Here is a 23,047-nt window from a genome sequence, read left to right as displayed (position 1 = left end):
GAGCGTTGATCCCCTATTGTGTACATTTTTCGGCGCGACACTTGTTCTATAAAGGGACGACAAAAGCGTTTCGACGCGAGTCGGTATCGTCTTGTCAGACCGTTGGTCAGTTTGAAGGTCGACGTGTTCCAGCCAACCGCGCAATGGCGATCCGTTCGCGGCGCAGCGGACGGACAGAATCGCTCCCAAAGCTGGGCGCAATCGGGTGACGTGCTTTGCGGCAGAACTCGCCAAACTCGTGAATTTCGCATCAAGAATATGTAATCGCATCACAAATTTGAAAGTCGAGACGTCTGGTTGCCCCTATCATGCCCTTTTGCGACCTTAAGGGAGCCGGCATGAGTGATATCACAGACTTCGAATCTAGTTTCACGCGGCAAAGGCCGTCGCCATCGGATGCGAGGATCCATCCCGTCGATCGCCACGTCGGACAACAGATCCGCATTCTCCGAATTCAAGCCAATTTATCGCAGAACGAGTTGGGCAAGGGCGTCGGCGTCAGCTTTCAACAGATGCAAAAATACGAAAGCGGCAAAAACCGCGTCAGTGCTTCGATGCTCTATGAAATAGGAAGTTGCCTGCATGTGCCAGTGGCGCGGTTTTTCGAAGGCCTGCCGGAGCCGGGCAGCGGAGTTCCCCACCAAGAAGCCGCGGAGATTGACGAACGTATCGCATACCTGTCGACGGCTGACGGTCGCCGACTGATTGAAGGCATTTTGCGTCTGTCGCCCCGAATCAGGAACCGGGTTCTTTCGATTGTCGGTATTCTCGCCGAGGAACAGGAACAGGCCGGCGAGCAGACGGCCGAAGCGTGACAATGTGAGCAAAGATAGATTTTCTCTGTATAGCTCTTTTGCCCGCCGCTGCCGCATCTCTCTACCCGCGGCAGGACACCCCGGCTTAGTATTCCTCGGCCAGCATGATCGCGAGGACACGGACGATTTGCATCGCGTCGGTCGGATCTTCGGAGCCATGCATCATATCGCTGACGTAGTAGTTGATTTTCCAGAACACCTCGTGTCCATCAGCCAGCATCGCCCCCAAAATCGTACTTGTCATGGGGATCGTTGTCGGGCGTGAAGCTGTTAAAGTCCTGCACGGCGTCGGCAATGCGGGACCGGGTGGGATCGGGAAGCCTGCGGATACCTTGCGTTACGAGCACCTTGCCGGTAGCCAGCTCGAGCGGAGAAGGTCGTTCCGGCTCTGGATTCGTGGCGTGCGGTTGATCGTCATAGCTTTTGCTTTCGTTGGTTGATTGCGCCGATGGTACATTCCGCACGAATGCGAATGGAGAGGCCTGTCCTGCCCAACACGGATCGGAGCGGGCCCGGCATGGATGGCAACACGAGGTTTGCTTAGGAAGGCCGCCACTCATGGCAGCCGGTCAACCCGAAAGCCTATGCCGAAGCTCCTCCCAGATCGCTATAAGCCCATCCTTGTTTGCCATTGACCGACGGCAGCGCGCGCATGTCGCCGCTTGCCGCGCGTTTAGGCCTGCGCACACTGGCATTCCCCCGCAGCGTCATTGCGGTAGCGGCTGGTGGAGGTCTGATAGTACTGGGCGCGGAGGGCCGCCATTGCCTCGATTAGCGGTCCCCACGGCGCCGGAAAGCATTCTTCCGCCATCACCCGGTGCAGCATGCGCGTATGGCCGGCCAACTCGTCGTTGAGGAACTCTACCACAGGCATAGCCGGGTAGCGCTGCGACAGCAGGATCGCCGCGTTGTCGGCCTCGCCGCCCGACCTGTCCTTCTCGCGTCCATGCAGATCGTTCTGCAGGCGCCCTATCGCGGAAATGAGCCGTAGGACCTGGCGGAACGCCGGACGCGCGCGCAACGTCGCCATGTCCAGCCCCCAGAGCAATGACATGCAACAGAACACGTTCGCGTAGGCGATCGAATCGACGCCGTTGTGCAGGTATTCGGTGTAGGACCAGCGTTCCGCCCCTTGCGCCTGCGCGCGTCCGGCGCGCAGAGCCGCGCAGTAGTACCGGGTATCGTCGAGAAGCTGAGCATAGTCACGACAATCGTAGGCGAGCGCGGCCAGCGAACCCCGCAGCGTAGCGCAGCCCTCGAATCCAGGGAGCGCGCACGGCACATCCTGTCCCAGCGCCCGCTCCACCGCGGCGAGCTGCTCTGGCGTGATCAGGCCAAGGTCGTTACAATCGTCGAGCCAGAACAGCAGCGCCAGTTCGCGATAGAACGCCACAATCAGGGTTTCGTCCTGCGGATCGCGGCCCGTGCGAACGCTAATGTCTCGCAGGCTCGGGTCGATGCACTGCAGGATGTACTTGCCGCCCCTGACCGCTTCGACGGCATGCTCGTCGGCGAACCCGGTCAGGGAACGACCCCACTCCAGCACCTGCTGCAGCGCGCCTTCGGTCTGGATCATGGCGCTGCTCCTGCTTCCTCGGCAGCGCGCCGCCCCCAACTGAGCGCCAACCATAATCCGGCGAGTTCGGCCACGCGCACGACCCGGGTCGGGCAATACAGTTCCTTGCCGATCCACAGCGGCGTCTGCGGCAATCTATGCGCCGCATGGCGGGCGAGCATCCATTCCAGCGCACGCGCCACCACCTGAGCGATGCGCGCGCGCCCTATGGGTTCTTCCCTCCCATCCATCACATGTAACGCAAACAGCGCATAGGCGGTTTCCTCGAATGTGGACGCACGACCGGCGCCCCAGCCGCCGTCGTCGCGCTGCGCCTGCAGCAGCGCCGCCAGCGCGCGCTCGTCGCGCCACTGTTGCTTGCCTTGCGCCAGCGCAGCGAGCGCATGTGCGGTGGGATACAGCCATGAAACGTGCCATTTTTCGTTGTCCCACAGTCCGTGCGGGTTGCGAGTGGCCTCGACGTAGGCGCTGGTGCCGGCGGCGCGCTTTCCCAACAGTCGCAACGCATGCAGGGCATGGATGTTGGTCGACACCGAGGCATTGCGCTCGCCGGGGAAGGTGACGAACAGCCCCCCAGTTTCGAACTGGCGCAACGCGTCGACTGCCGGGTCGCGGCCCGCAAGGCGCAGGACGCACAACACAACGGCGGTGTCGTCCGCGTCGGCGGCGAAGTGCAAGGCCGGCCCAAGACCGCGTACGCCCAGGTGGGCTTCAAGCTGCGCAACGATTTCGCGCACCGCGTCTGCGAGCGCGGGATGCGCGAACAGCCCCGCCAGATGCAGGGTGTACAACGACCAGCATGGCTCAAACACATTGATCGGCCAGACATTGGGAACGACACCTTCGATGCCGCTGCGCGTCGCCCGCGATGCCGCTTGCAGATACGCGTCCGCGCGCCCGACCTGCGGCGTACTCCCCTGTACTACGGCGTGCGCACGCCACGCGGCGGTGGCCGCCGGGCTGATGCCGATGCTGCCGTACTCATCCGGGCATGCGGTGGTTGGCGACGTCCCCCAGGCTTCCCAGGTGTGCAGCAACGGATGGCCGCTCGGCAACATTGCCATCGCCCCCAGCTTGACCAGGCACTCTTGCCGCAACGGCAACAGCGCCGAGTAGCGCGGAAACGCCACGCCGCCCGGCAAGGATGGGGCCTCGCCGCAAAGCTGCGGCAGGATCAGCTCCGCACCGATCGGCGCATCTTCCGGCACCGCATGCGCATAGGGATCGGGCTGGCGCCGGAGGAACCGGGTTGCAGCCTGGACTGCGTCGGCAGCACCGGGAAGAAGATTGGCACGCTGCAATGCCAGCAAAGCCGCCCACGTGGGCGCATGGCGGAACAGCGGGAAGTCCGCGCTTCCCCATCCGCCATCAGGCTGTTGCTGCGCGATGAGCCACGCATATGCGTCCTGCCAACCGGCGACGTTGCCGCGGAACTGCAGAGCTCGCGCCGTGTCGTAGACGGACGGACCGACGCCGCCGCCATCGCTCATCTCGCTCAGCAGGTGGCGCAATTCGGAAAGGATCTGTTCGGACAGCGCGTTCACGCGGGATGTTCCTTCTGCAGACGGTTGACAAAAACCAGAATCGGGCAGACGACGCGCATGTCGCCGCGTGCGCGCCGCGGCAGTGCTAGGCAACCGCTGCGATCGGCGACGCGGACTCGGAAACCGCACAGCATGCACCGCTGCTGCCACCGATCGCAGCGGCACAGGGGCGGTTCCACGCGGGCGGGCGCGCTCATGCGCATGGCGCGTGCGTGAACAGATATGCGTTGGCCCGCTGCAGGATCTGCGCCAACCGTTCCGCACGCGGCCCCAGCGGGGCGATGGCATCCTCCGCGTCGCGCAACAGATCCGCGACGAACTGGCGCGCTGCCTTTAGCCCCATGATCGACGCGCAGGTCGGCTTCTGCGCCGCCGCGTCCTTGCCGGGCGTCTTGCCAAGGGTCGCTTTATCCGCTGTCGCGTCGACAATGTCGTCGACCACCTGCAACGCCAGGCCGAAACAGGCGCTGTAGCGATCGAGCGCACAGTACAGCTCAGCGTTCGCGGCATCCTCCGCGATGGCGCATAGTGCGCCCATGCGAACGGACGCGCGCACTAGCGCTCCGGTCTTCATGCGGTGCATCGCCAAGATCCTGCCCAGCTCAACGTGCTTTCCAACCAGCGACAGATCTATGGCCTGCCCGCCTGCGGCACCCTCGGCGGACACTGCCTGCGCCAGTTCGCGCACGAGCGCGATACGGTTGTCGCCCGGGGCATCAAGGCTCGCCAGGGTCAGGAAGGCGTGCGCCTGCAGTGCATCCCCGACCAGGATCGCAGTTGCTTCGCCGAACTTGACGTGCACGGTCGGAAGGCCGCGGCGAAGCACGTCGTCGTCCATTGCGGGCAGGTCGTCGTGGACCAGGGTACAGGCGTGCATCATCTCGATGGCGGCGCCGACGACGTCGAGCATGTGCGCCGGGGTGTCGGCCAGTTCGCCGGCAGCCAGACAGAGCAAGGCGCGGGTGCGCTTCCCGCCATGCAAGGTAGCGTAGCGCATCGCCGCCATCAGCTCGGTCTCACCGTCGTCCTCGGGGCAGAGAAGACGCGTCAGCGCCTGTTCGACCCGCTTTGCGCCGTCCTGCATCCAGATCTCCGGCAGCAGCCTGCCGGATGCGCCGGGCGCCTGCGCGCCCAATCCGCCGAGCGCGGAAATGCCAGTTTGGTCATCGTGTAGCGTGGAACCGGTCTGCATGTTGTCAATGTCCTTGTTCCTGACAGGAGAGGGCCACGGCGAGCGGCGAACCGCCTTAGCGTTGCCGGCGTCGCTGCCACGCCACGCGGAGCTTGCGACGCCAGCTCATGAGAATCCGATGCGGATTTTCATGGAGGGCTGTGCTGTCGGGTAATAGCGCCGGCCTTTTTCAGCGTCGCTCAGCAACCGCGGCCGCACCCCGGCCTTGTGCATGGTCAGTGCCAAGGCGATGCCGAACTGCACCAGTTCCAGCCATACCAGGTGGTAGCCGATGCAGACGTGTGGGCCGCTGCCGAACTGCAGCATGTCCACCGGCCGGATCGGCCCCGTGCGTTGTAGCCACCGCGCCAGGCGGAACTGATCAGGCGCCTCGTGCAGCAGCGGTGAGGTCGAGAAATGCAGCAGCGGGATGCCCAGACTGGTGCCCGCAGGAATGCGCCGCTGGCCGAGTTGTAATTCCTGCGTCGCGCGACGCGGTAAGAGCGAGGACGCCGGATGCATGCGCAGCGTCTCGCGAAACAGCGCCTCGGCGACCGGGCACTGCGACAGGTCCGCGTGCCGGGTCGGCACCGCGCCCACGCGTTGCGCCTCCTCGACGAGGGAGTCCCACAGCTCAGGCTGCCGCGCCAGCTCGATCACCATCCAGGCCATCGTTGAGGCGGTGGTCTCGTGACCGGCAAGCAGCAGCAAGCGAACGTTGGCGACCAGGACGTCATCGGAGAGCGCGCCTTCGCTGCGATCGAACGCGCTCACCATGTCGTTGATCAACCCGGTGCGCGCGGCATGCGCGCGCGCGCCGCGGATGAACTGGCGCGACTGCGCGTCGATCCAGTCGCGGGCGGCGCGGCCGCGCCGAAAGGGCGTTCCGGGCAGGTCGATCGGTGGCGCGAGCATCAACTGCAGCAGTTGCCGGTACTTGCGATGCCACTCCGGCAGGTCTTGGGCGGGGATGCCCATGAGATAAAAGGTGAGCTTCAGCATCAAGTCGCCGGTCTCGGGCAGGATAGTTACTTCACCGCGCTCGCGCCATGCCTGCACCCGGGCCCGGATGACGGGCTCGAATAGCTCGCCAATGCCGGCCTCGGTCAGGCCCCTCGGCAGGAATGCCGACTTGATCCCATCGCGCGCCTGCCGATGCGCGCTACCGTTCAGAGTGACCAACGTTCCGCCAAGGATTTCGGGTGCAATCTCTTCAATCAGTGCCGAGGACACGTCCTTGTGCCGGAGCAACGCAAACGCATCCGGATCCAGGCACGTCATCAGTTGTCCGGCAGGGCCAAAATCCAGCCAGAAATGGCTGCCCAGCGTCCGTTCCGCGCGCCGCAGCAGGCGCGGCAGGTCACAAACGATGGCGGGAAGATGCCCGACCAGGGGGAAAGCGCCGGGCATGACCGGGATGTCGTCCCGCAGCCGGTGCCGACGGTTCAGCGGGTTGAGCAGCATGTCTATTACCTCTCTGGCGCCGCGGCCGCTTCGGCGGTGTCACTGGTCGGCCGCGCGGCACGGCTGTTGCCACCATCGGCGTATGTCGGCACATGCGTCAGCATGCCGCCGTCGATGCACACGACTTGGCCGGTGATGAACGCAGCATCGTCGGAGAGCAGGAAAGCCACCAGCGCGGCCACGTCCTCGGGGCGGCCGACGTGCCGCAGGAGCTGGTGCCGGCGCAGATGCCGTTGCATGCACTCGTCCAACTTGTCGAGGAGACGTTCGGTCATGATAAGACCCGGCGCAACCGCGTTGCAGCGGATCTGCGCGTGACCATATTGGGTGGCGAGCGAGGCCGACAGCATGTTCATCGCGGCCTTCGACGCGGCGTAGGAGGTCAGCGCGGTGTCACCGCTGAGCCCCTGGCACGAGGACATGTTGACGATCGCGCCACCGCCACGGGCGATCATGCGCGGAATGGCCTGGCGGCAGCAGAGCAGCGTGCCGCGCAGATTAGTCGCCATCGTTTCATCCCAAACCGCCAGGTCCAGATCGAGGATCGCGCGGTCGCATGGGGTCAGATGCATGGCGCTCGCGTTGTTCACCAGCAGATCGACCCCACCGAAGTGCCGCTCCGCCGCCTCAAATAGCGCGGCCACAGCCTGCGCATCGGCGATGTCCATGGCCAAGGCCAGCGCGTGGCCAGCTTCGGCCGCGATCTGCGCCGTGCACGCGGTGGCCGCTGAGCCGTCAATGTCGGCCACGACCACCCTGCCGCCCTCGCGCGCAATGGCGAGGGCGCATGACTTCCCGATGCCGGCGCCGGCGCCGGTCACCACGGCCACCTTGCCCTCAAACCGTCCCATCGTGTCCTCCTGGATTGCATTGGTCTTTCGTGGCATGTCGCTCGGCCTCTGCCAGAGAAGGCGTAGGGTCGGCCCGGGCTGGCTCGCCATCCCCAGCGGCGCTTTCGACGACCCAAATGGCGGCAACTGGGCACTGGCTGGCAGCGAGCCGCACGGCGGCGTGCAGCGCTTGGGGGACCGTCACCACGCACACTTCGGCCACGCCGTCCAGTTCGCGCTGGCGAAAGACGCCCGGCAGGGTTAGCACACACTGCCCAGTGGTTCCGCAAAGATCCTGGTCGACCACGACGCGCATCTCAGCGCCCCGCCTGCGCATGCAGCCGCACGGGCAGGGCGCGGAATGTCCTAAGGAACGCGGATGGCTCCAGGGTCGGCTGATCGGCGAGTACGAGCGTAGGGAAGCGCGCCTCGATCCGCGGCAGGCTCTCGGCTAATTGCACCCGGGCCAGTTGCGCCCCGAGGCAGAAGTGGATGCCGTGGCCGAAGCTCAGCATGATCTTCCCGTCAATCGACATGCCAGGACTGGTGCCGTAGAACCGTACGGGGTCGAAGCGGTCGGGATCGGCAAAGGCGTCCGGGTCACGATTGCCGGCGGCGATCAGCACGCGCACGTCCGCGTTCTTCGGGATTACCACGCCGCCCAGTTCGATGTCGCGCTGTGCGATTCGCGGAATGGAGCTGAACATGGCGGGTGCGTTGCAGCGCAAGACTTCTTCGACGAATGCCTCGACCCCCTTGGCATCTCCCTGCAGCCAGTGCCGCTGTTCGGGATGCGCCAGCATCGCCAGGACCGCATGGTCAATGGTCGCAGCAGTGGTGGCGAAGCCACCCAGCAGCATGCCCCATAGCATGCTGATCAACTCCACATCCGACAGCATATCGGCATCATCGCCGTGTGCGCCGACCAGCATCGACACGACGTCCTGGCGGGGATCGGTGCGCCTGCGCTGTATGAGGTCGCCGAAGTAGGCCTTAACTTTGGCGCTGGCTGCGTCCGCCTCGGCGAGCTGGGGATCGCTGGCGTGCGGGCTCAGGCCTTCCAGGATGGCGCCGATGTTGGCGGCGAGCCCGAACATGTCCTCCTGGGGTATGCCGAACAGTTCGGCAAAGACCAGCATTGGCAAGGCAAGCGCGAATTCGCGATGCAGGTCCACTGCCTCCCCGCGCTCAAGCGCGTGCGCCATGCCGTCCAGGCGCGCTGCGACGATGTGCACTATGCTCGGCCGCAGGTTGTCGATCTCGCGCATCGTGAAATCGCGGGAGATCAGCCGGCGCAGACGCGTATGCGTCGGTGGATCCTTCATCGCTAAAGTGGACGCCAGCAGATTGAGCGACAGGCTGGTTGCCGCACGCGGGAAATAGCGCGCCAGTTCGCCCGGCGCCGGTCCCCGAAACGCATCGCCCGTGGCCTTGAGTGCCCAGTAGATGTCGGCGTGGCGGCTCAACAGAAAGAGGCCTGACGCTGCCCGGTGCACCGGATCGTGCTCGCGCAACCACCGCATGAACGGATATGGGTCGTGGATGCACGCCGGCGACGCGAGTTCGGCGAAGGCGTCCCGGCATACCGCGGTTGTTTCTTTCACGTCCATCTTGGTTACCTGTTGGTTGCTGATCTGGCCGGCGCGCCAGGCGCGCCGGCCATGCGGAGAAGATCACGATCCCCAGCGGCTTCCACGCATCACCAGAACACCGGAAACTCCTCGAACCCGCCGGTGATGATCTCCTTGCGCAACTTCAGTTTTTCGGGCGCCACGGCGAGGCGCAGCGCGGGAAAGCGCTGAAAGATCGAACCGAACACCGCCTTGAGTTCCAGCCTGGCTAGCGCAACGCCGATGCAATAGTGCGGCCCGTAGGAGAACGCCAAGTGGGGCTTTCCTTCGCGTCCGATGTCGAAGATTTCCGGGTCCTCGAAATGGCGCGGATCGAACGCCGTCGCCGGCAGGCCGACCAGCACCTTGCTCTCCGCGGGAATACGCACGCCCGCTATGGTCACGTCGGTTCTCGGGTAGCGCATGACGCCGTCCCAGCCCGCGCCCGGGGGGTACATACGCAGGATTTCCTCCACTGTCTTGTCCACAAGGGATGGATCGCCGACCAGGCGTTCGCGCTGTTGCGGATGACGGAACATCGCCAGCAGGCCGAATTCGATCTGCGCGACGGTGCTCTCGTGCCCCGCCACCAGCATGCCCGCCGCCAGGCCGATCGCCTCTTCCTCGGTCGCTTTGCCCTGATCGACCGCCGCGAGCAGATCCGTCAGCAGGTTGTCGCCGGGGTCCTCGCGCTTGTCCCGCATCTTGCCGCGAATGTAGGCGCGCAGCTCTTCCCAGGCCAGGCGCGACGCGCTGCGCGGGCCGCTTTCATGCTGGTGCGTCATCACCTCGTCGGACAGCCCGGCGAAAAAGGCGTGATCCTCATAGAGCACGCCCATCAGCGCGCTAATGACAATGGCCGGAAGCGGAAAGGAGAGGTGGAGCCGCAGGTCGGCGGGCTGGGGCTGGGCCGCCAGCGTCTCAAACAACTGCGCGGCGATCGCCTCGACCTTCTGCGCGAGCAGCTCCATATTGCGGTCGCTGAAGGCCCGTCCCACGATCGTGCGTAACCGCGCATGCTCGTCCCCCTCGTGCGAGACCAGCCACCCCGGCGAACCGAGAATCACTGAATCCGGGGTAAATGCCGCCGGCGGCATCCCCGCGGGCCGGAATGCAGTGTCGGAGAGCACCGCCTTGGCCTCGTCGTAGCCTGTCACCCACCAGCCTTCGTGCCCGGACGGGAAGCGCACGCGATGGATCGGACCGTTGGCGCTTAGCGTTAGCATCTCGGGCGAGGGCTCGATGTGATTGAGGCGCCACATCGGCAGCGTCGGCAAGGGTTGTTCGGACATGGTGGCAGTTCACTCTCTAAGCGATGGAAAGGGCGGAAGGTGACTGGCAGGCGACGGGCAGCGAACGACGGAAGACGGCATGGAGGCGATGTCCTCCACCGCGATTGTCAGCGCCAGGTCCTCCAGCGGCACGAACGGCGCGGGGAAGGTGCATCATAATTCTAGGCGCGCCGGCGCAGCGCCCAGGCGGAATTCCGACGCTTCGCCGAGCGACAGGTGCGGGTCGTGCCAGATGACGTCGAGCCTGTCGGAGTCGGCATAGATTGCCTAGTCGTAGAGCTTGGTGAATGAGGTTCGACCCTACCCGCCAGCGACGTCTCCGCCAACACGACCTCCGGACCAGTCCCACACCGCCGGTGGCAGTTAAACTAGATCGCATCCAACACGTCCCTGCATTTTCTCGGGGTCCACAACCACGCGCCAAGTCATTCCCACAGCGAACCGTCGGATCAGACGCGAACAGCGACGCGGCGCCGTGTGCGTCCCAAAGACCATCGCACTGCGATTGGTGATGATGCCGCAAACAGAGCAAATCGCGTGCCGAAGTGAAATCGCAGGCTCAGCGGGCACTTCCTAGCGGCGCGTAGTGTCAGGTTACTGACATTGAGTCTCAATGCCGACAACCGGCGGAGCAAGTGCCCGACAAAGCCCTGTTCGTGCGCTGAATGTGAGGAGCTGTCCTTGCGCGATATTTCAAGCATCCGGATTGCCTGCAACAGGCGTGGTTTGCTGGAAACCACTCCGATGTCGGCGGCAACGATCAGGAAAATGAAACCCGCTCTCCGACATCTCGCCGGGTCGGATGGGCATGCGACGCGGAAGCCGCAGGGTCGGGTCGCCGAGCTTGGGAACCTACCTGCCTTGGTAGTTCGCGCACGCGAAATGCGACTGGTATATTCCATATCGTGCATACGCTCCAACTAGCGACATGCTACCCGACTTTGCCCTGTCGAAGTAGGTAGTCGCGGGAAAAGCCGGACGATCTGCAAGCGCGTTCGGTTTTTTCTTTGTTAGGTTCTTCCCTCAAATAATGCGGTGAATGGACTATCAGCGGGCGCGTTGCTATCTGCTACATGCGAACGAAATAGAAAGGGAGACCCGACACACGGGTCAGAGTTCCGGGTATCACCCTTCAAGTTGAAGGAAATTGGATTGTTTGCGCCGTCGCGGAAGGCGATGAATGGAACTCTTCTCGCTTTGCCATGAATCTTACATCCTCTCTAGTTGAGATATTTCTAAAGTATCATCCTTGCCGATTGTCGTTCGAGGCGTGACAGGAGAGAGCGAATCTGCTTCTTCCTAATCAAAGCATTTTGGAAGACGCCAATATGGATGAAGCAGAAAACGACCTGCGTTTGATCGCCGTTATGCGGCGCTACTTCGCTGTTAGGGACGAGCTGGCAGGTTTGAAGTCCGCGCTTGAGGACAAGCGAAAAGCGGCGGGAATCGCGGTCGGCGAATTTTATCACGTGCGCGCCGACAACCAGCATGCAAAGGATGTAAGTCGCACCGTCGCGCTGAGACGGGAGCTGGAGTTTCTGATGAGCCTTGCCGAAGGCTGGTCCCGGGGAGACATCATTCATCTCGCCCCATCAGCCGAATGATCTGGCAAGCGCCGATGCTGCGGCGTGTCCTGTCGGGTTAGGAACGACCCCTCGCCGGGTCGCTCCTCCCTAAGACCGTACGCGCAGTTTCCCCGCATACGGCTCAAGCCTCCACTAGGCCCTGTTTGACCAGAGCCGCCAGTTCCTGTTTATCGGCAGAGTGGGCGGTTCCATCAGGCCGATCCGTAGTTTCCGAGGGCAGACCACGCCTGCGGCGAAGTAGCGGTCCCACATCGGATCAAACGGATTCGCTTCGGCCCGGATTTTGCGGTGGCGACGAATAGGAACGTCGGGTGTATGGATTAACCGCCGGAACGTGATATTTCCGGCAGTATCCTCGACTGCTGCGCGGAATACCCAGTCTCGCCCTCGCTATCGGCCCAGTGATCGGATGCGGCGCCATGTGAGGACTGCGTCTGGACCCGGAGGCGAGATTGATTGCTGGCGGGAAGCGTTAGCGGCTCAACCCGAAAAATAATGGCCATCCGAGTTCGCGAGCTTTCGGAAAGGCGAGTCAAGGAATCCGCCGGGATGGAAAATGGTCTCTGCGCTTGCTGCGGGAAACGCCATCGTCCTTGCACCTTCGGAACTGCGGCCGTTCTCCATACCTCTACATCCCGACATCGCCAAGTGAGATTTACGGAATCGACCGCCGCCGGCGGCGCGATCATGAAACGATCGCATCCACCCAAATCAAACTGATGACGCTCGAGCTCGGAGGCAAGAGTCTTCCGCGGACTTGAAGGTCGCGGCCCGCTTCGTCGCCCGCTTCGGCAGGCGTTGCGAGCGTCGCGGACGTTGCTCGTCGACATGACTTGGTGCCGCAGCGGATTTACACCTGGCGCCGGCAGTTTGCGAAGAGGGCAGAAGTGCCCGGTGACGATTGGGCCAAGCAGCGAGTTTGAGGAACGCCAGAGACATGCCGGCCGCGAATTGTATTCATTCAAACAATCAATTTTACGCAGCGCCCCGAACGCCTTAAAAATTGCAGGACAGATGGAGTCGAACGAAACCTGAGCGGGTAAGTCATTGAGTTCGCTGCCCGCGAGCTGAAGACGACCGGGGAGTCTTCAAGTCCATCCGCAGATGCGTGCGACGGACGTAAGTTCGCAAGACGATATCACCTTTGTCGAGGTCGGCTAAGCAGCTAGACCTTTCCGGCCGATTGTGCCAACTCCCGACCAGGTTGAGCTGTGTGCAATCGGGGAGTCCTTTCGGGTTTACGGCACCTGCTAGAACGTGTGTGACGGCCGCAAGGGAGCATCATCTTTCTAACCGGAAAGTTCCCGCTGAGGGAAGTTTCCGGGGAGTGTGTTGCATCGCCCCGCCTCCGATTGTGACAGCGGCAGAACTCGACACGACGCACCAATTATCGATCACCTATTGCAGCCTCCGATTACGACGAAATTTGGCTTCAAACACGATTGAGGTGAGGCATGTTGTATAACTTCCTGCTTGCGTCCTGGGGGACGTCGGGTAATCTGGGCCCGTTGCTGACTGCAGCTCGACAACTGCAACGGGTTGGCCATAGCGCCCGCATTATGGCTGATCCAGAGATGCGGCGTGAAGTGGCTGCGGCGGGTTTCGACTTCGTCTCCTGGCGGCGTGCCCCGATGGGGATCGACGCGGATCCTGCCTGCTTTTCAGACATGCAGGACTGGTTCCAAAAGGCGGTGTTCGGCCCGGCGCCAGCCTACGCAGCCGACGTCCAGGATGAGATCGGCCGCATACCGACGGATGCTGTCATTGCCATCGATATGTTGTTTGGTGCCGTGTTGGGCGCCGAAGCCGCTGGCGTGCCGATCGCAATGTTGTCACCCCATGTGAGCCTTCGCCCTTTGCCAGGAATTCCGCCGGCCGCCAGCGGATTGGCGCAGCCGCAGACGCCAGAAGAGCGGATCGCGATCGCGGCGGCGAACGAAAATTGGGCTTGCTTCCTGGACCAATTCCTTTCGCTTCTAAACGAGGCGCGTGCCGGCCTCGGCCTGTCCGGTTTGGCCAGGACGGTGGATTTATTTGAGTGTGCCGATCGGTACTTGCTGGCGATCAGCCGGACCTTCGATTTTGAGGCCGACCTTCTACCGGACAACGTTCGTTATGTTGGGCCACTGCTGGAGCAGCCAAATTGGTCAAGGAGCTGGAAGGCGCCTTGGCCTGTGGACGCCAATCGACCTCGTGTGCTCGTCGCCTGCAGCTCCGGCGCTCAGGGTCAAGACGACTTGGTTCAACGGATCATTTGCGCATTGGGTACGCTGGACGTGCACGCGGTGGCGACCATCGGACCTCATGTTGACGCGGGGAAGCTGGTCGCCCCCGCGAACGTGCATCTGTTGCACGGCGCTCCGCATGACACAGTGATGAAGGAAGTCTGCCTTTTGATAACGCAGGGCGGCCACGGCACCGTCAGCCGGGGGCTGATAAACGGTCTACCGCAACTGGTGCTCCCCAACGGGCGCGACCAGGGGGATAATGCTGCACGAGTTGTGTCGAAGGGAGCTGGTCTTCGACTACCCCCGAGTGCTAGCGAAGCCGAGATCGCCCATGCCGTCAGTGGCCTGTTACAGGAGCCGCGCTATCGCGATGCGGCGCGCCGCTTGGGCGATGGCATCAAAGCTGAAATCGCCGCCTCCGGTCTCATTGACGAATTGGAGGCTATGGTGGCAAATAAATCCATTGTTGGATCGGCGACCTGATGCGGGCGGCTTGATCGTGCATTCGGATTGTTCGATTTTATCGTCGGTGCGCTCAGGCATTTCCTCCATGGGGATTTAGGCACCGATATCTTTCCTTCGATGCTTGCCTACCGGGCAAGTCGATCTTCGTCTCCGGCTTGGTGCCGCTCACAGTTCATCATGTTCAAGTGCTGCCCCATTTGCCACGGGCATTCTCAACTGGATCAGTTTGCAATCGGCAAGCCATTGCTCTCGCGGTCTGAGTGCCGCGGGTCGTTCCCCTCTATGACACAAACACTCTACCCTTTGCTGGCGAGCCCAAAAAAGAGCCGAACCCCATGAATGTAGCCGAATCGAGCCCCGTCCTGATGAACCGCGCCGGGGTGTGCCTTGCGCACTTCGAAGCAATATCGGCTTCGCCCCTAAGTCCGCCGCTCGTCCTGATTCACGGCTGGACCGGCGATCACAGGATATTCACGCCGCAGATCGAATATTTTGCTAAAAGTCGGCACGTCATGGCGGTAAACCTCCGCGGTCACGGAGACAGCGACGCGCCGAAGCAGGAGTACACGATCGAGGATTTTGCTGACGACGTAGCGTGGCAATGCAGCGAGCGGAACCTGGTGAAACCGCTGATCATCGGCCACAGCATGGGTGGATCGGTCGCACTCGAGCTGTGCGGCCGCCATCCTGAGCTGGCCTCTGGTGTGGTGATGATCGATTCTATTGTCACGCCCCGGTGGGCGCTTCGCGACAGCCCCGAAATTGATCAGTTCCTGGATGCAATTTCGAGCTCAAACTATCGGGAGGTTTTGCGAAAAAACGCGTGGTCCATGGCCCTCGACTACGACGACCCTTCCAGGCGCGAGAGCATCCACAACACCTATATCCGCGCCTCGTGCGAGAAGACACCGCAGCATGTGGCGTATTCTGCAATGCGCAATTTCATCCTCAACTATGATGCGTCTCCTGCGGCAACGCGTTGCAAGGTCCCGATGGCCTACATCGCTGCCGATGTGCCGCTGGTGAGCGCTGCATGTGATCTCGACTGGCTAAAGGTTCGCTGCTCCCAACTCGTTTTGGCCAAGACGCTGTTGGCTGGCCATTTCAATACCATCGAGGTGGCTGACCAGGTAAATGCGATGCTCGACCGCTTCTTAGCAGTCGGCCTTAGGCCGCGCCCCACCACCCGGATGTAACGGATGTGCCTAATAGACTGGTTTGCGATGCTATGCCGACCGAGGCCAGCCGAATTCGTGTAGGGTCCGCTGTCGCGACCGACATGAAATCTGGCGGGGAGTGTAAAGGCGTTCTCAAGGCAAGCGGCGCTTGATCGTCGTTAATGTAACCGTGGTGCGGATTGCCCGGCACGACCTGTCATGCCATGAAAGTTTCGCCTCGTTGCTCGCCAAGCGGGCATTAGACCTGATCTGTGTTTCGATGACGCGCTCTATACCGCGGGTCGAACGGCCGGTTACAACAGCCGCACGCGCATCGCCCACAGCCGCACCATCTTCTTGTCATTTGACCGCTAACCATCGCCATCACGGCCGCATTTGCGTATTCGCCTGACCTTTGCGCCTCCTTGCAGGCGTGAATCGTACGCATGTTTCTTGGGAGGCTAGCGAGACGAAAATGGTCGCTCTCCGCTCCGTGACCAAATATGTGGTCGCTCGCCACCATCACCGGGCAGGGCAATCCATTCGTCACGTGATGGCCGACCAAGCACTCCTGAGAGCCTCGGCGAGGCGCACCTTCCCGCCCGTGCACTCAATACCAGGCCTGGTGACCTATGCGCGCCTTCGCCCTTGTGGGGAAATCAGTACGAGGATCGTCTCAGAGCCATATGGAAGTGACAAACCTGGAGCGGTTGCGACATTGCAGTGCGACTTATCCTACAAGGCCTTCATGCTCCCAAGCCTTTGATTCCAGAGGGTCAGTTCAGATGCGCTTGATTGGCACAGCTCTTGCCGAGACGAGAGGCGGAGCGGTTTGTTTCAACCGCTTGGACGTTGGATTTCGGCGAGGTAAATTATGCGCGGTACATTTCTGAATAGATTGGTGTTGGCTATGGTTTTGGCGATGGCATTCACCATGGCGGCTTCTGCCAAGGCGCCGATGACCACTGTTGCCAAGCCGATCGATTCCAACCCTAACAACGCTCCCAACGACGCCGCCGACCCTCGCGCCTATCTGAATGAGATTGACGGCGAAAAGGCGATGGTCTGGGTGAAGGCGCATAACCAATCAACCGTCAACAAACTGTCGAAAGATCCACGCTATGGCGAATATCAGGCTGACATTCTGAAGATCTTGCAAGCCACCGATCGCATTGTTCGGCCCGGCTTCGCGCATGGCAGCACGATCGACAACTTTTGGCAGGACGGCACGCACGTGCAGGGTCTGTGGCGGCGGACGAGCTGGGAAGCCTACAGGTCTGGAAGCCCTCAATGGCGCGTCATTCTCGATGTCGAGGCGCTGTCCAAACTCGAGGATAAGACCTGGGTGCTCAGAAGCGAGAACTGCCTGCCGCCCGTCGACAATCTCTGCCTGCTCAGCCTGTCTGATGGCGGCAAGGATGCAGATGTGGTGCGCGAATTCGACATCGCCAGGGGCCAGTTCGTTAAGGAAGGCTTCGTCCTGCCTGAGGGCAAGCAGTCGGCGACTTGGGTGGACGAGAACACCATCTACGTGACTCGGGAATGGACGCCGGGCGAAGTGACGGATTCCGGCTACGGCTACGTCACCAAGGTGCTGAAGCGGGGCCAGAGCCTCGATCAGGCGGTCGAGATTTTTCGCGGCGACAAGAAAGACGTCTCGTCTCGCCGCAGCGTGATGCGCGACATTGATGGCAAGTATGTGATGGACATCTCCTATCGCGACCTCGACTCGTTCAACACAGAACTAGCCTTCTACCCGAACGGTCACACCGATAACCGCAAGGTCGTTCTGCCATTCCCGACCACAGCTGCTTTAAGTGGCTACTACAAGGGCCAGGCAATCTACAATTTGAAGTCGGACTGGGCCTCGGCCAATGGCACCGTCTTCCACAATGGCGCGCTAATCGCTTTCGATCTCCGCGCGGCGCTCGCCGATCCGGCGCACGTTGAACCACTTGTGCTGTTCATGCCGAACGACCACCAGTCTGTCCAAGGGATTACCCAGACGAAAAATCATCTTGTGCTGTCGATCCAGTCGAATGTCAGCAGCGAGGTACGCAGCTTTGATTTCGGCAAGAATGGCTGGTCGTCCTTTAAATTGGCCCTGCCGGAAAATTCGACTTTGTCCGTGACGTCGAGCGACAATGAGAGCGATCACCTGTTCATCTTCTCGGAAGGTTTCCTCGAACCCTCCACCCTTTTTTACGCGGATGCTGCAAGCGGCAATGTCGAGAAGCTCAAGTCGAGCCCGGAACGCTTCGATGCTGAAGACCTGCAAGTACAGCAGTTCTGGGCGACCTCGGAGGATGGAACGAAAGTTCCCTACTTCCTCGTGGCGCGCAAAGATATTAAGCTCGACGGCACGAACCCCACCATCCTCTATGCTTATGGCGGTTTTGAAATTTCAATGCGTCCCACCTATTTGGCAACACTTGGCAAGTTGTGGTTGGAAAAGGGGGGTGCCTACGCGCTGGCCAATATACGAGGGGGTGGCGAATTCGGACCAAAATGGCACGAGGCCGGTTTGAAAACCCATCGTCAGCGTGTCTATGACGACTTCCAGGCCGTGGCGCAGGACCTGATCGCGAAGAAGGTTACCTCGGCACCGCATCTCGGGATCATGGGTGGTTCGAACGGCGGCCTGCTGATGGGCGTGCAACTGACCGAGCGCCCTGATCTATGGAACGCGGCCGTGATCCAGGTGCCGCTTCTCGACATGGTCAACTTCACCCACATGTCGGCAGGAGCCTCGTGGCAGGGCGAATATGGCAATCCGGACGATCCTGTCGAAGGCGCCTTTCTGCGCTCGATCTCGCCATATCATAACGTAAGGGCGGGTGTGGGTTATCCGGAGCCTTTCTTCGAAACCTCGACCAAAGATGACCGCGTCGGTCCGGCGCACGCGCGCAAAATGGCCGCCCTGTTCGAAGATATGAGTCTGCCCTTCTACTATTACGAAAACATCGAGGGCGGCCACGCCGCTGCCGCCAACCTGCAGGAACGCGCGCGCCTCTACGCGCTCGAATACACCTACATGTCTCAAAAACTCATGGACAATAAGTGAGCATGGATCCTCGCGATTGGAACGGATTTGCAATCCGGTTCGAGTAAAGGATCGGACCGTTGCCGCGTGCGTTTCTTTGGCGGCGGACACGCACGACAAAATCGGGTTGTATCAAGCCCCAATGCTTCTTCCGCGCTCAGAAGACCTATCTGGTCTTACGCAAGATCGCCTTACGTCCCTCGATAATTTCTTGGCACCGTATTTGCGCGAACTGATCAACCCAGGTTCGTTCCTATCGATCCGGCGTCCTGATCCGAATGCCGATCGACCGGAATTAGGACGAGACAACTGGAAAAACTGGAGACTGCTTTGGAGGATGCTTCAAAACACGCGCAGACGGCACTCGCCGTGCTCCGAATCGTTACCGCCCTGCTGCTCATTGAACATGGCGCCATGAAGCTAGCCGGATTCCCCGCGTTCGGCGTTGGCGGAGCAGGGGACGAAGCCAATTTATCCACTCTGATGCTGATTTTTAGCCTTCGGGAGGTGTTCGGCGGCCTGGCTGTGCTGACTGGCCTCCTGACCAGACCGGTTGCATTCCTTTTATCCGGGCAGATGGGCCTCGGCTATTGGACTACCAATTTCTCAGGCAAGAGCGCCTTTCCCGTGCCGAACGGCGGCGATGGTACGCTCCTGTTTTGCTTCATCTTTCTTTATCTGGCCTCTACAGGGCCCGGGGCTTGGAGCTTTGACGCAAAGATGAAGCGAATATGAGAGGGGCTTCGTGACTGCAGCGGGAAGAATCGTACGTCCGGAACCACCATCGTTGAATTCCCCGCTTTGGATCGTATCGGGAAGTCACCGTATGACATCTGGTCAGCAAACATGCTGAAGAGTAAGTGACGACTGACCTAGAGAAGCTCTCCTTCTTTATTCAGAATATACCACGAACTTATTGGGGATCGCGAGCGTCAACCTTTGCGGTTGACAATGCCGATTGCCTGTCGACATAGGTATACAACAACATTAGGTCGACAAGAAGCGGCGTCGAGGTGGAACCCGCCACGGGCGAATGCTAGTAGACGAAACCAAAAACAACCGCTCTCCGAGCGCCGTAATCGGCCAACCCTTCAGTCCACGCCTAAGAGGCGAAGGCGACTGAAGATCCTGAGGCAGATGTCATGCCTGCCAACACTCGGATAAGAGTGGAGAGGAAATAAACCGCCTCGTCACTGGAGGTTTCGGGCGCCGGGCAAGCTATGTTCAATTAAAAAATGGTTGTCGCAAGCTCTATGAAACTCGAGAGACGATCTTGTATGAACCGACAAGATCGATGTCGCTGGCACCTGGAGAACACATGATGGAAAATAGCGCCGATGATGCCGTTTTTCGATATTGCGGCTCAACGTTCGATAGCATGATCGAAACTCTCAGCGAGGTTTTCGGGACATTCGACGCTGAACTCGTAAGTCGCTCCCAAGAGTTCCATTGGGGGATCGATCTTTCGACTTGTGAAGGCGCCGTGTTGATTACCGGTTCCCATCAGGATGGGTTTCAGTTCCGCACGGAATGGTGCTCGGGTGCAACGGAGCATCTATCGATCGTGGTGCCGCGCAGCGGTGGCATGGGGGTTACGTACGGTCGGCGCACCGCCGAGGCAGCACAAGGGAAATTGCTGCTTTACCGGAATTTCGAGCCTGACGGCATCGTGATGCACGGGCAAGCCAATCTAATAGATGAGTTGGTGCTTGATTGGGCCTTATTCCAACGGACAATTTGCGAGACTTTTGACGTGCCTTTCAATGGCTCCCTTGACCTCCTGCCTGAGCTGGATCTGTCAACGCCAGTTGGCCGCACGATCGGCAATCTCGCCGAAACAATCATCGACGGAATGCGCGCTAATGGTCCGCTTTTGCAGTCTCCTATAGCCATGGCACATATTTCGCAGGCGCTCGCCGATGTGGTGATAAGGATGGTGCCTCATCGGCTATTGCATCTGCTGGATAAGAAACCCAGCATGATCGCTCCCAGACATGTTCGACGCGGGATCGAGTTCATGCGGGCCAATATCGACCAGCCGATTACAATGCCGATGGTGGCAGACGCAGCGGAGGTTTCCACCCGAGCGCTCGAAGCTGGTTTTCGTGCTTTTAAGGACATGACACCCGCAGCCTATCTACAAATGCTTCGGTTGCGGGCAGCACGGGAAGACCTGCTAGATCCAGAGAACCGCATGCTTTTGAAAGACATCTGCCTGAAATGGGGGTTCTTTCAGTTCGGGAGGTTTTCCGCAGTTTATAGGGCGCACTATGGAGAAAATCCGTCTGAAACAAGGAGAGGCGCTTGCGGGTTGCATTCTTTTAGCGCCCCGGGACGAAAAAAGATTGGCTGGAAATGACGGACCGATTGTTTTCAAGGCGAAACGATCATGTTGGATTTCAACCGCTACCTTGTCTTCGTCATTCTTGCCATCGGTTCCACAGCGTTGGAACTCCCGTCAGTACGCGATAAAAAAATTAAGCCGCAGACCCGCGAATTGCGGACACACTGTATCGGCACAAAACGAACGTCCGGTGTCCGAACGTTGTTTCGATAAACGCTCGGTTGGGTCTGCACCCAGCGGTCAAATAACCAGGCCGCCGACAGAAAGTGAGTGAGACCTGCCAGGTTGAAGAGCACCAGTGCCCTACGAGGACTGGAATACCGCCGCTTTCAAAAAGACGTGGTCTCCTGTGGCGCAGTTTCTGCCCGCCAACCGCTTGTGCCGGCCGATATCCCCTTACTGTAAGGCGACGGCCAGGGTGGCAGCAGTCAAGAAGCATGACTCCGGCGGCTTGCCGATTACTGCGGCGGCTCGTGGATTGGCGATAGCCATTTGCGAAACGAATTGGTCTTATCCAAACAATCGATTTTCAATCGCCGCCGACATCGCATACGGCAATTACGTCGTTCCAATTCGTCGGAGCAATTCTAATGTACGTTCTCGATTTAGAGGAGATGGCCCAGTTCTTCGTGAAATCGTTCACGCTGGTTGCGATATTTGCTACGACATGCGTCGTACTCGAGGTGATCTTTCCGGCTTATCGATATAGCTTTGCCTCGTACGTTCGCGGCGCGCGGAATTGGGTTATTCGCATTGGATGCGGTGCTGTAATCTGGCACTTGTATGCTCTGGGTTTGCAATTGTTAGGGATTAAACCGCTCCTTCTGTAACGGGCTGTCCCGAGTCAATCCCTTTTGAGCTTAATCCCTCGCCGAGTGCTTGCTTCTGTCCGCAGTCGACGCCGGGGTCGCTGCTTTATGGGGTCTGCTGAGGACCGGCTGGCCAATCTAAGGACGCGCAGTCACCTCAGTGCTGCTTGCGGTTCATCGGCCTATCCGCTCCATCGTCCCGGCGAAGGGACCTTGCTCCGGTGGGCTGATGGTGGTGCCCGCCCGAAACCTTGTCTTGTTGTCTCGCTTCCTGCTCAGGCGGTCATGGCTGACGCCGCCTTGTGGGGAATGAAGTTGGTTTTATCCCTGAGCATGTGGTGCAACACCACCGCCAGCTTACGGGCCAGCGCAACACGCGCCTTTCTGGGTCCCGCACGTCTTGCAACCGCCAGCGCCCAGCTTTTGAGATCCGAACCCTTCACGGGGCGCGTCAGGATGACATTGGCCGCCTCGTAGAGCGCGGTTCGTACGCCCGCATCACCGATCTTCGAGATGCGGCCGCTATAATCGGTTTCGCCCGATTGATACTTCTTGGGCGTCAATCCGAAATGCGGCCCCACCGCTCGTGATGATCGGAAGCGCTCAGGCGCGTCAACAGCCGACACGAATGTCAGCGCCACCAGCACGCCAACGCCGGGCGTCGTCATCAGCCGACGTGCATTATCGTCCTGACGGGCCATGACACGCAGCTTTCGTTCAAAACCTGCAAATTCGTCCATAAGCGCGTCGCGCACCTTCAACAGTGAAACGGTGATCGCCTCCAAGGTCGGATGACCTTCAATCAGCTCGCGGATCCGTGCCGCATAGGTGCGCCGCGTGGTCGGCCCTACCTTGAGGCCGAAACCGCGCAGAATGCCCCGGAGGCTCATCTCGATGTCGTGAAGTTTTCCCTGGATGAGCTTGCGTGCGGTCAGCAGCGCTCGCACCTCCTGGGCCGGAAGAGATTTGCAGTGGACCGGCCTGAACCAGCCAAGCCGCATTAACTGCGCAATACCCCGCGCGTCCTTCTTGTCGGTCTTCACGGGCATCGTCTTGAAGGCCGCCCGCACGTGGCGCGTCTCGATCAGTTCGACCGCCAGATCCGCCTTCGCC

Annotated in this window: 18 protein-coding genes and 2 pseudogenes; 9 read left to right on the top strand and 11 right to left on the bottom strand. The window is 60.7% G+C overall.

The genetic code is table 11. The annotated features are described in order from the left end of the window. Positions 1-308 precede the first annotated feature (308 nt). Positions 309-815, top strand: a complete 507-nt coding sequence (locus QDY28_RS28990; protein ID WP_004120015.1) for a helix-turn-helix domain-containing protein — start codon at positions 309-311, stop codon at positions 813-815. 85 nt (positions 816-900) lie between these two features. On the opposite strand, the gene QDY28_RS28985 is transcribed toward QDY28_RS28990, so the two are convergent. The 10 genes from QDY28_RS28985 to QDY28_RS28940 form a co-directional block, all read right to left on the bottom strand. Next, positions 901-1,059 (bottom strand): DUF3768 domain-containing protein, encoded by a 159-nt coding sequence (locus QDY28_RS28985; protein WP_015341978.1) that lies wholly within the window; start codon positions 1,057-1,059, stop codon positions 901-903. Continuing rightward, a complete protein-coding gene (locus tag QDY28_RS28980) occupies positions 1,025-1,375 on the bottom strand; it encodes a DUF3768 domain-containing protein (RefSeq protein WP_120764175.1) in 351 nt (116 codons plus the stop codon). Before QDY28_RS28980 ends, QDY28_RS28985 begins: the two co-directional genes overlap by 35 nt. A gap of 113 nt (positions 1,376-1,488) precedes the next feature. Then, a complete protein-coding gene (locus QDY28_RS28975) occupies positions 1,489-2,391 on the bottom strand; it encodes a terpene synthase family protein (RefSeq protein WP_004120017.1) in 903 nt (300 codons plus the stop codon). Further along, complete coding sequence (locus QDY28_RS28970) at positions 2,388-3,935, bottom strand: hypothetical protein (protein ID WP_004120019.1); 1,548 nt, start codon at positions 3,933-3,935, stop codon at positions 2,388-2,390. Before QDY28_RS28970 ends, QDY28_RS28975 begins: the two co-directional genes overlap by 4 nt. A gap of 193 nt (positions 3,936-4,128) precedes the next feature. Further along, on the bottom strand, positions 4,129-5,127 hold the full coding sequence (locus tag QDY28_RS28965; RefSeq protein ID WP_004120020.1) for a polyprenyl synthetase family protein: 999 nt from the start codon (positions 5,125-5,127) through the stop codon (positions 4,129-4,131). 105 nt (positions 5,128-5,232) lie between these two features. Beyond that, positions 5,233-6,576 carry a cytochrome P450 gene (locus tag QDY28_RS28960; protein ID WP_028755176.1) on the bottom strand — a complete coding sequence of 448 codons (1,344 nt, stop codon included), beginning with the start codon at positions 6,574-6,576 and terminating at the stop codon, positions 5,233-5,235. Then, complete coding sequence (locus tag QDY28_RS28955; RefSeq protein WP_004120024.1) at positions 6,576-7,421, bottom strand: SDR family oxidoreductase; 846 nt, start codon at positions 7,419-7,421, stop codon at positions 6,576-6,578. Before QDY28_RS28955 ends, QDY28_RS28960 begins: the two co-directional genes overlap by 1 nt. Continuing rightward, positions 7,408-7,716 carry a ferredoxin gene (locus QDY28_RS28950; RefSeq protein ID WP_004120026.1) on the bottom strand — a complete coding sequence of 103 codons (309 nt, stop codon included), beginning with the start codon at positions 7,714-7,716 and terminating at the stop codon, positions 7,408-7,410. Before QDY28_RS28950 ends, QDY28_RS28955 begins: the two co-directional genes overlap by 14 nt. Before the next feature lies 1 nt (position 7,717). Next, entirely contained in the window at positions 7,718-9,010 is a 1,293-nt protein-coding gene (locus tag QDY28_RS28945) for a cytochrome P450 (RefSeq protein WP_004120028.1), read from the bottom strand. An 89-nt stretch (positions 9,011-9,099) separates the two neighbouring features. Then, positions 9,100-10,302, bottom strand: a complete 1,203-nt coding sequence (locus QDY28_RS28940; RefSeq protein ID WP_004120030.1) for a cytochrome P450 — start codon at positions 10,300-10,302, stop codon at positions 9,100-9,102. Between the two features lie 1,313 nt (positions 10,303-11,615). On the opposite strand from QDY28_RS28940, the gene QDY28_RS28935 reads away from it, so the two are divergent. From QDY28_RS28935 to QDY28_RS28905, 8 genes and pseudogenes are all read left to right on the top strand, one after another. Further along, on the top strand, positions 11,616-11,906 hold the full coding sequence (locus QDY28_RS28935; RefSeq protein WP_331384691.1) for a hypothetical protein: 291 nt from the start codon (positions 11,616-11,618) through the stop codon (positions 11,904-11,906). 529 nt (positions 11,907-12,435) lie between these two features. Then, positions 12,436-12,634 (top strand): annotated as a pseudogene (locus QDY28_RS28930) (aldehyde dehydrogenase family protein); the annotation flags it as partial. Between the two features lie 66 nt (positions 12,635-12,700). Continuing rightward, a pseudogene (locus tag QDY28_RS31130) lies at positions 12,701-12,811 on the top strand (transposase); the annotation flags it as partial. 531 nt (positions 12,812-13,342) lie between these two features. Next, entirely contained in the window at positions 13,343-14,599 is a 1,257-nt protein-coding gene (locus QDY28_RS28925; protein WP_004120036.1) for a glycosyltransferase, read from the top strand. A 317-nt stretch (positions 14,600-14,916) separates the two neighbouring features. Continuing rightward, positions 14,917-15,777, top strand: coding sequence for an alpha/beta fold hydrolase (locus tag QDY28_RS28920; protein ID WP_004120039.1), 861 nt, complete (start codon positions 14,917-14,919; stop codon positions 15,775-15,777). A gap of 835 nt (positions 15,778-16,612) precedes the next feature. Next, the gene (locus QDY28_RS28915; protein ID WP_004120041.1) at positions 16,613-18,802 is read left to right on the top strand and encodes a prolyl oligopeptidase family serine peptidase; all 2,190 of its coding nucleotides are present in this window, start codon (positions 16,613-16,615) and stop codon (positions 18,800-18,802) included. Between the two features lie 309 nt (positions 18,803-19,111). Next, positions 19,112-19,516 (top strand): DoxX family protein, encoded by a 405-nt coding sequence (locus QDY28_RS28910; RefSeq protein ID WP_004120043.1) that lies wholly within the window; start codon positions 19,112-19,114, stop codon positions 19,514-19,516. A gap of 583 nt (positions 19,517-20,099) precedes the next feature. Further along, positions 20,100-21,140 (top strand): helix-turn-helix transcriptional regulator, encoded by a 1,041-nt coding sequence (locus QDY28_RS28905; RefSeq protein ID WP_065091956.1) that lies wholly within the window; start codon positions 20,100-20,102, stop codon positions 21,138-21,140. Positions 21,141-22,209: 1,069 nt separating this feature from the next. Here the strand turns inward: QDY28_RS28905 and QDY28_RS28900 are convergent. Further along, a partial coding sequence (locus tag QDY28_RS28900) for an IS110 family transposase (RefSeq protein ID WP_331384690.1) occupies positions 22,210-23,047 on the bottom strand: 838 nt, incomplete at its 5' end.

The sequence above is a fragment of the Rhizobium sp. BR 362 genome, assembly GCF_036528765.1.
GTDB lineage: Bacteria > Pseudomonadota > Alphaproteobacteria > Rhizobiales > Rhizobiaceae > Rhizobium.
This window is presented reverse-complemented; position numbering and strand designations above follow the sequence as displayed.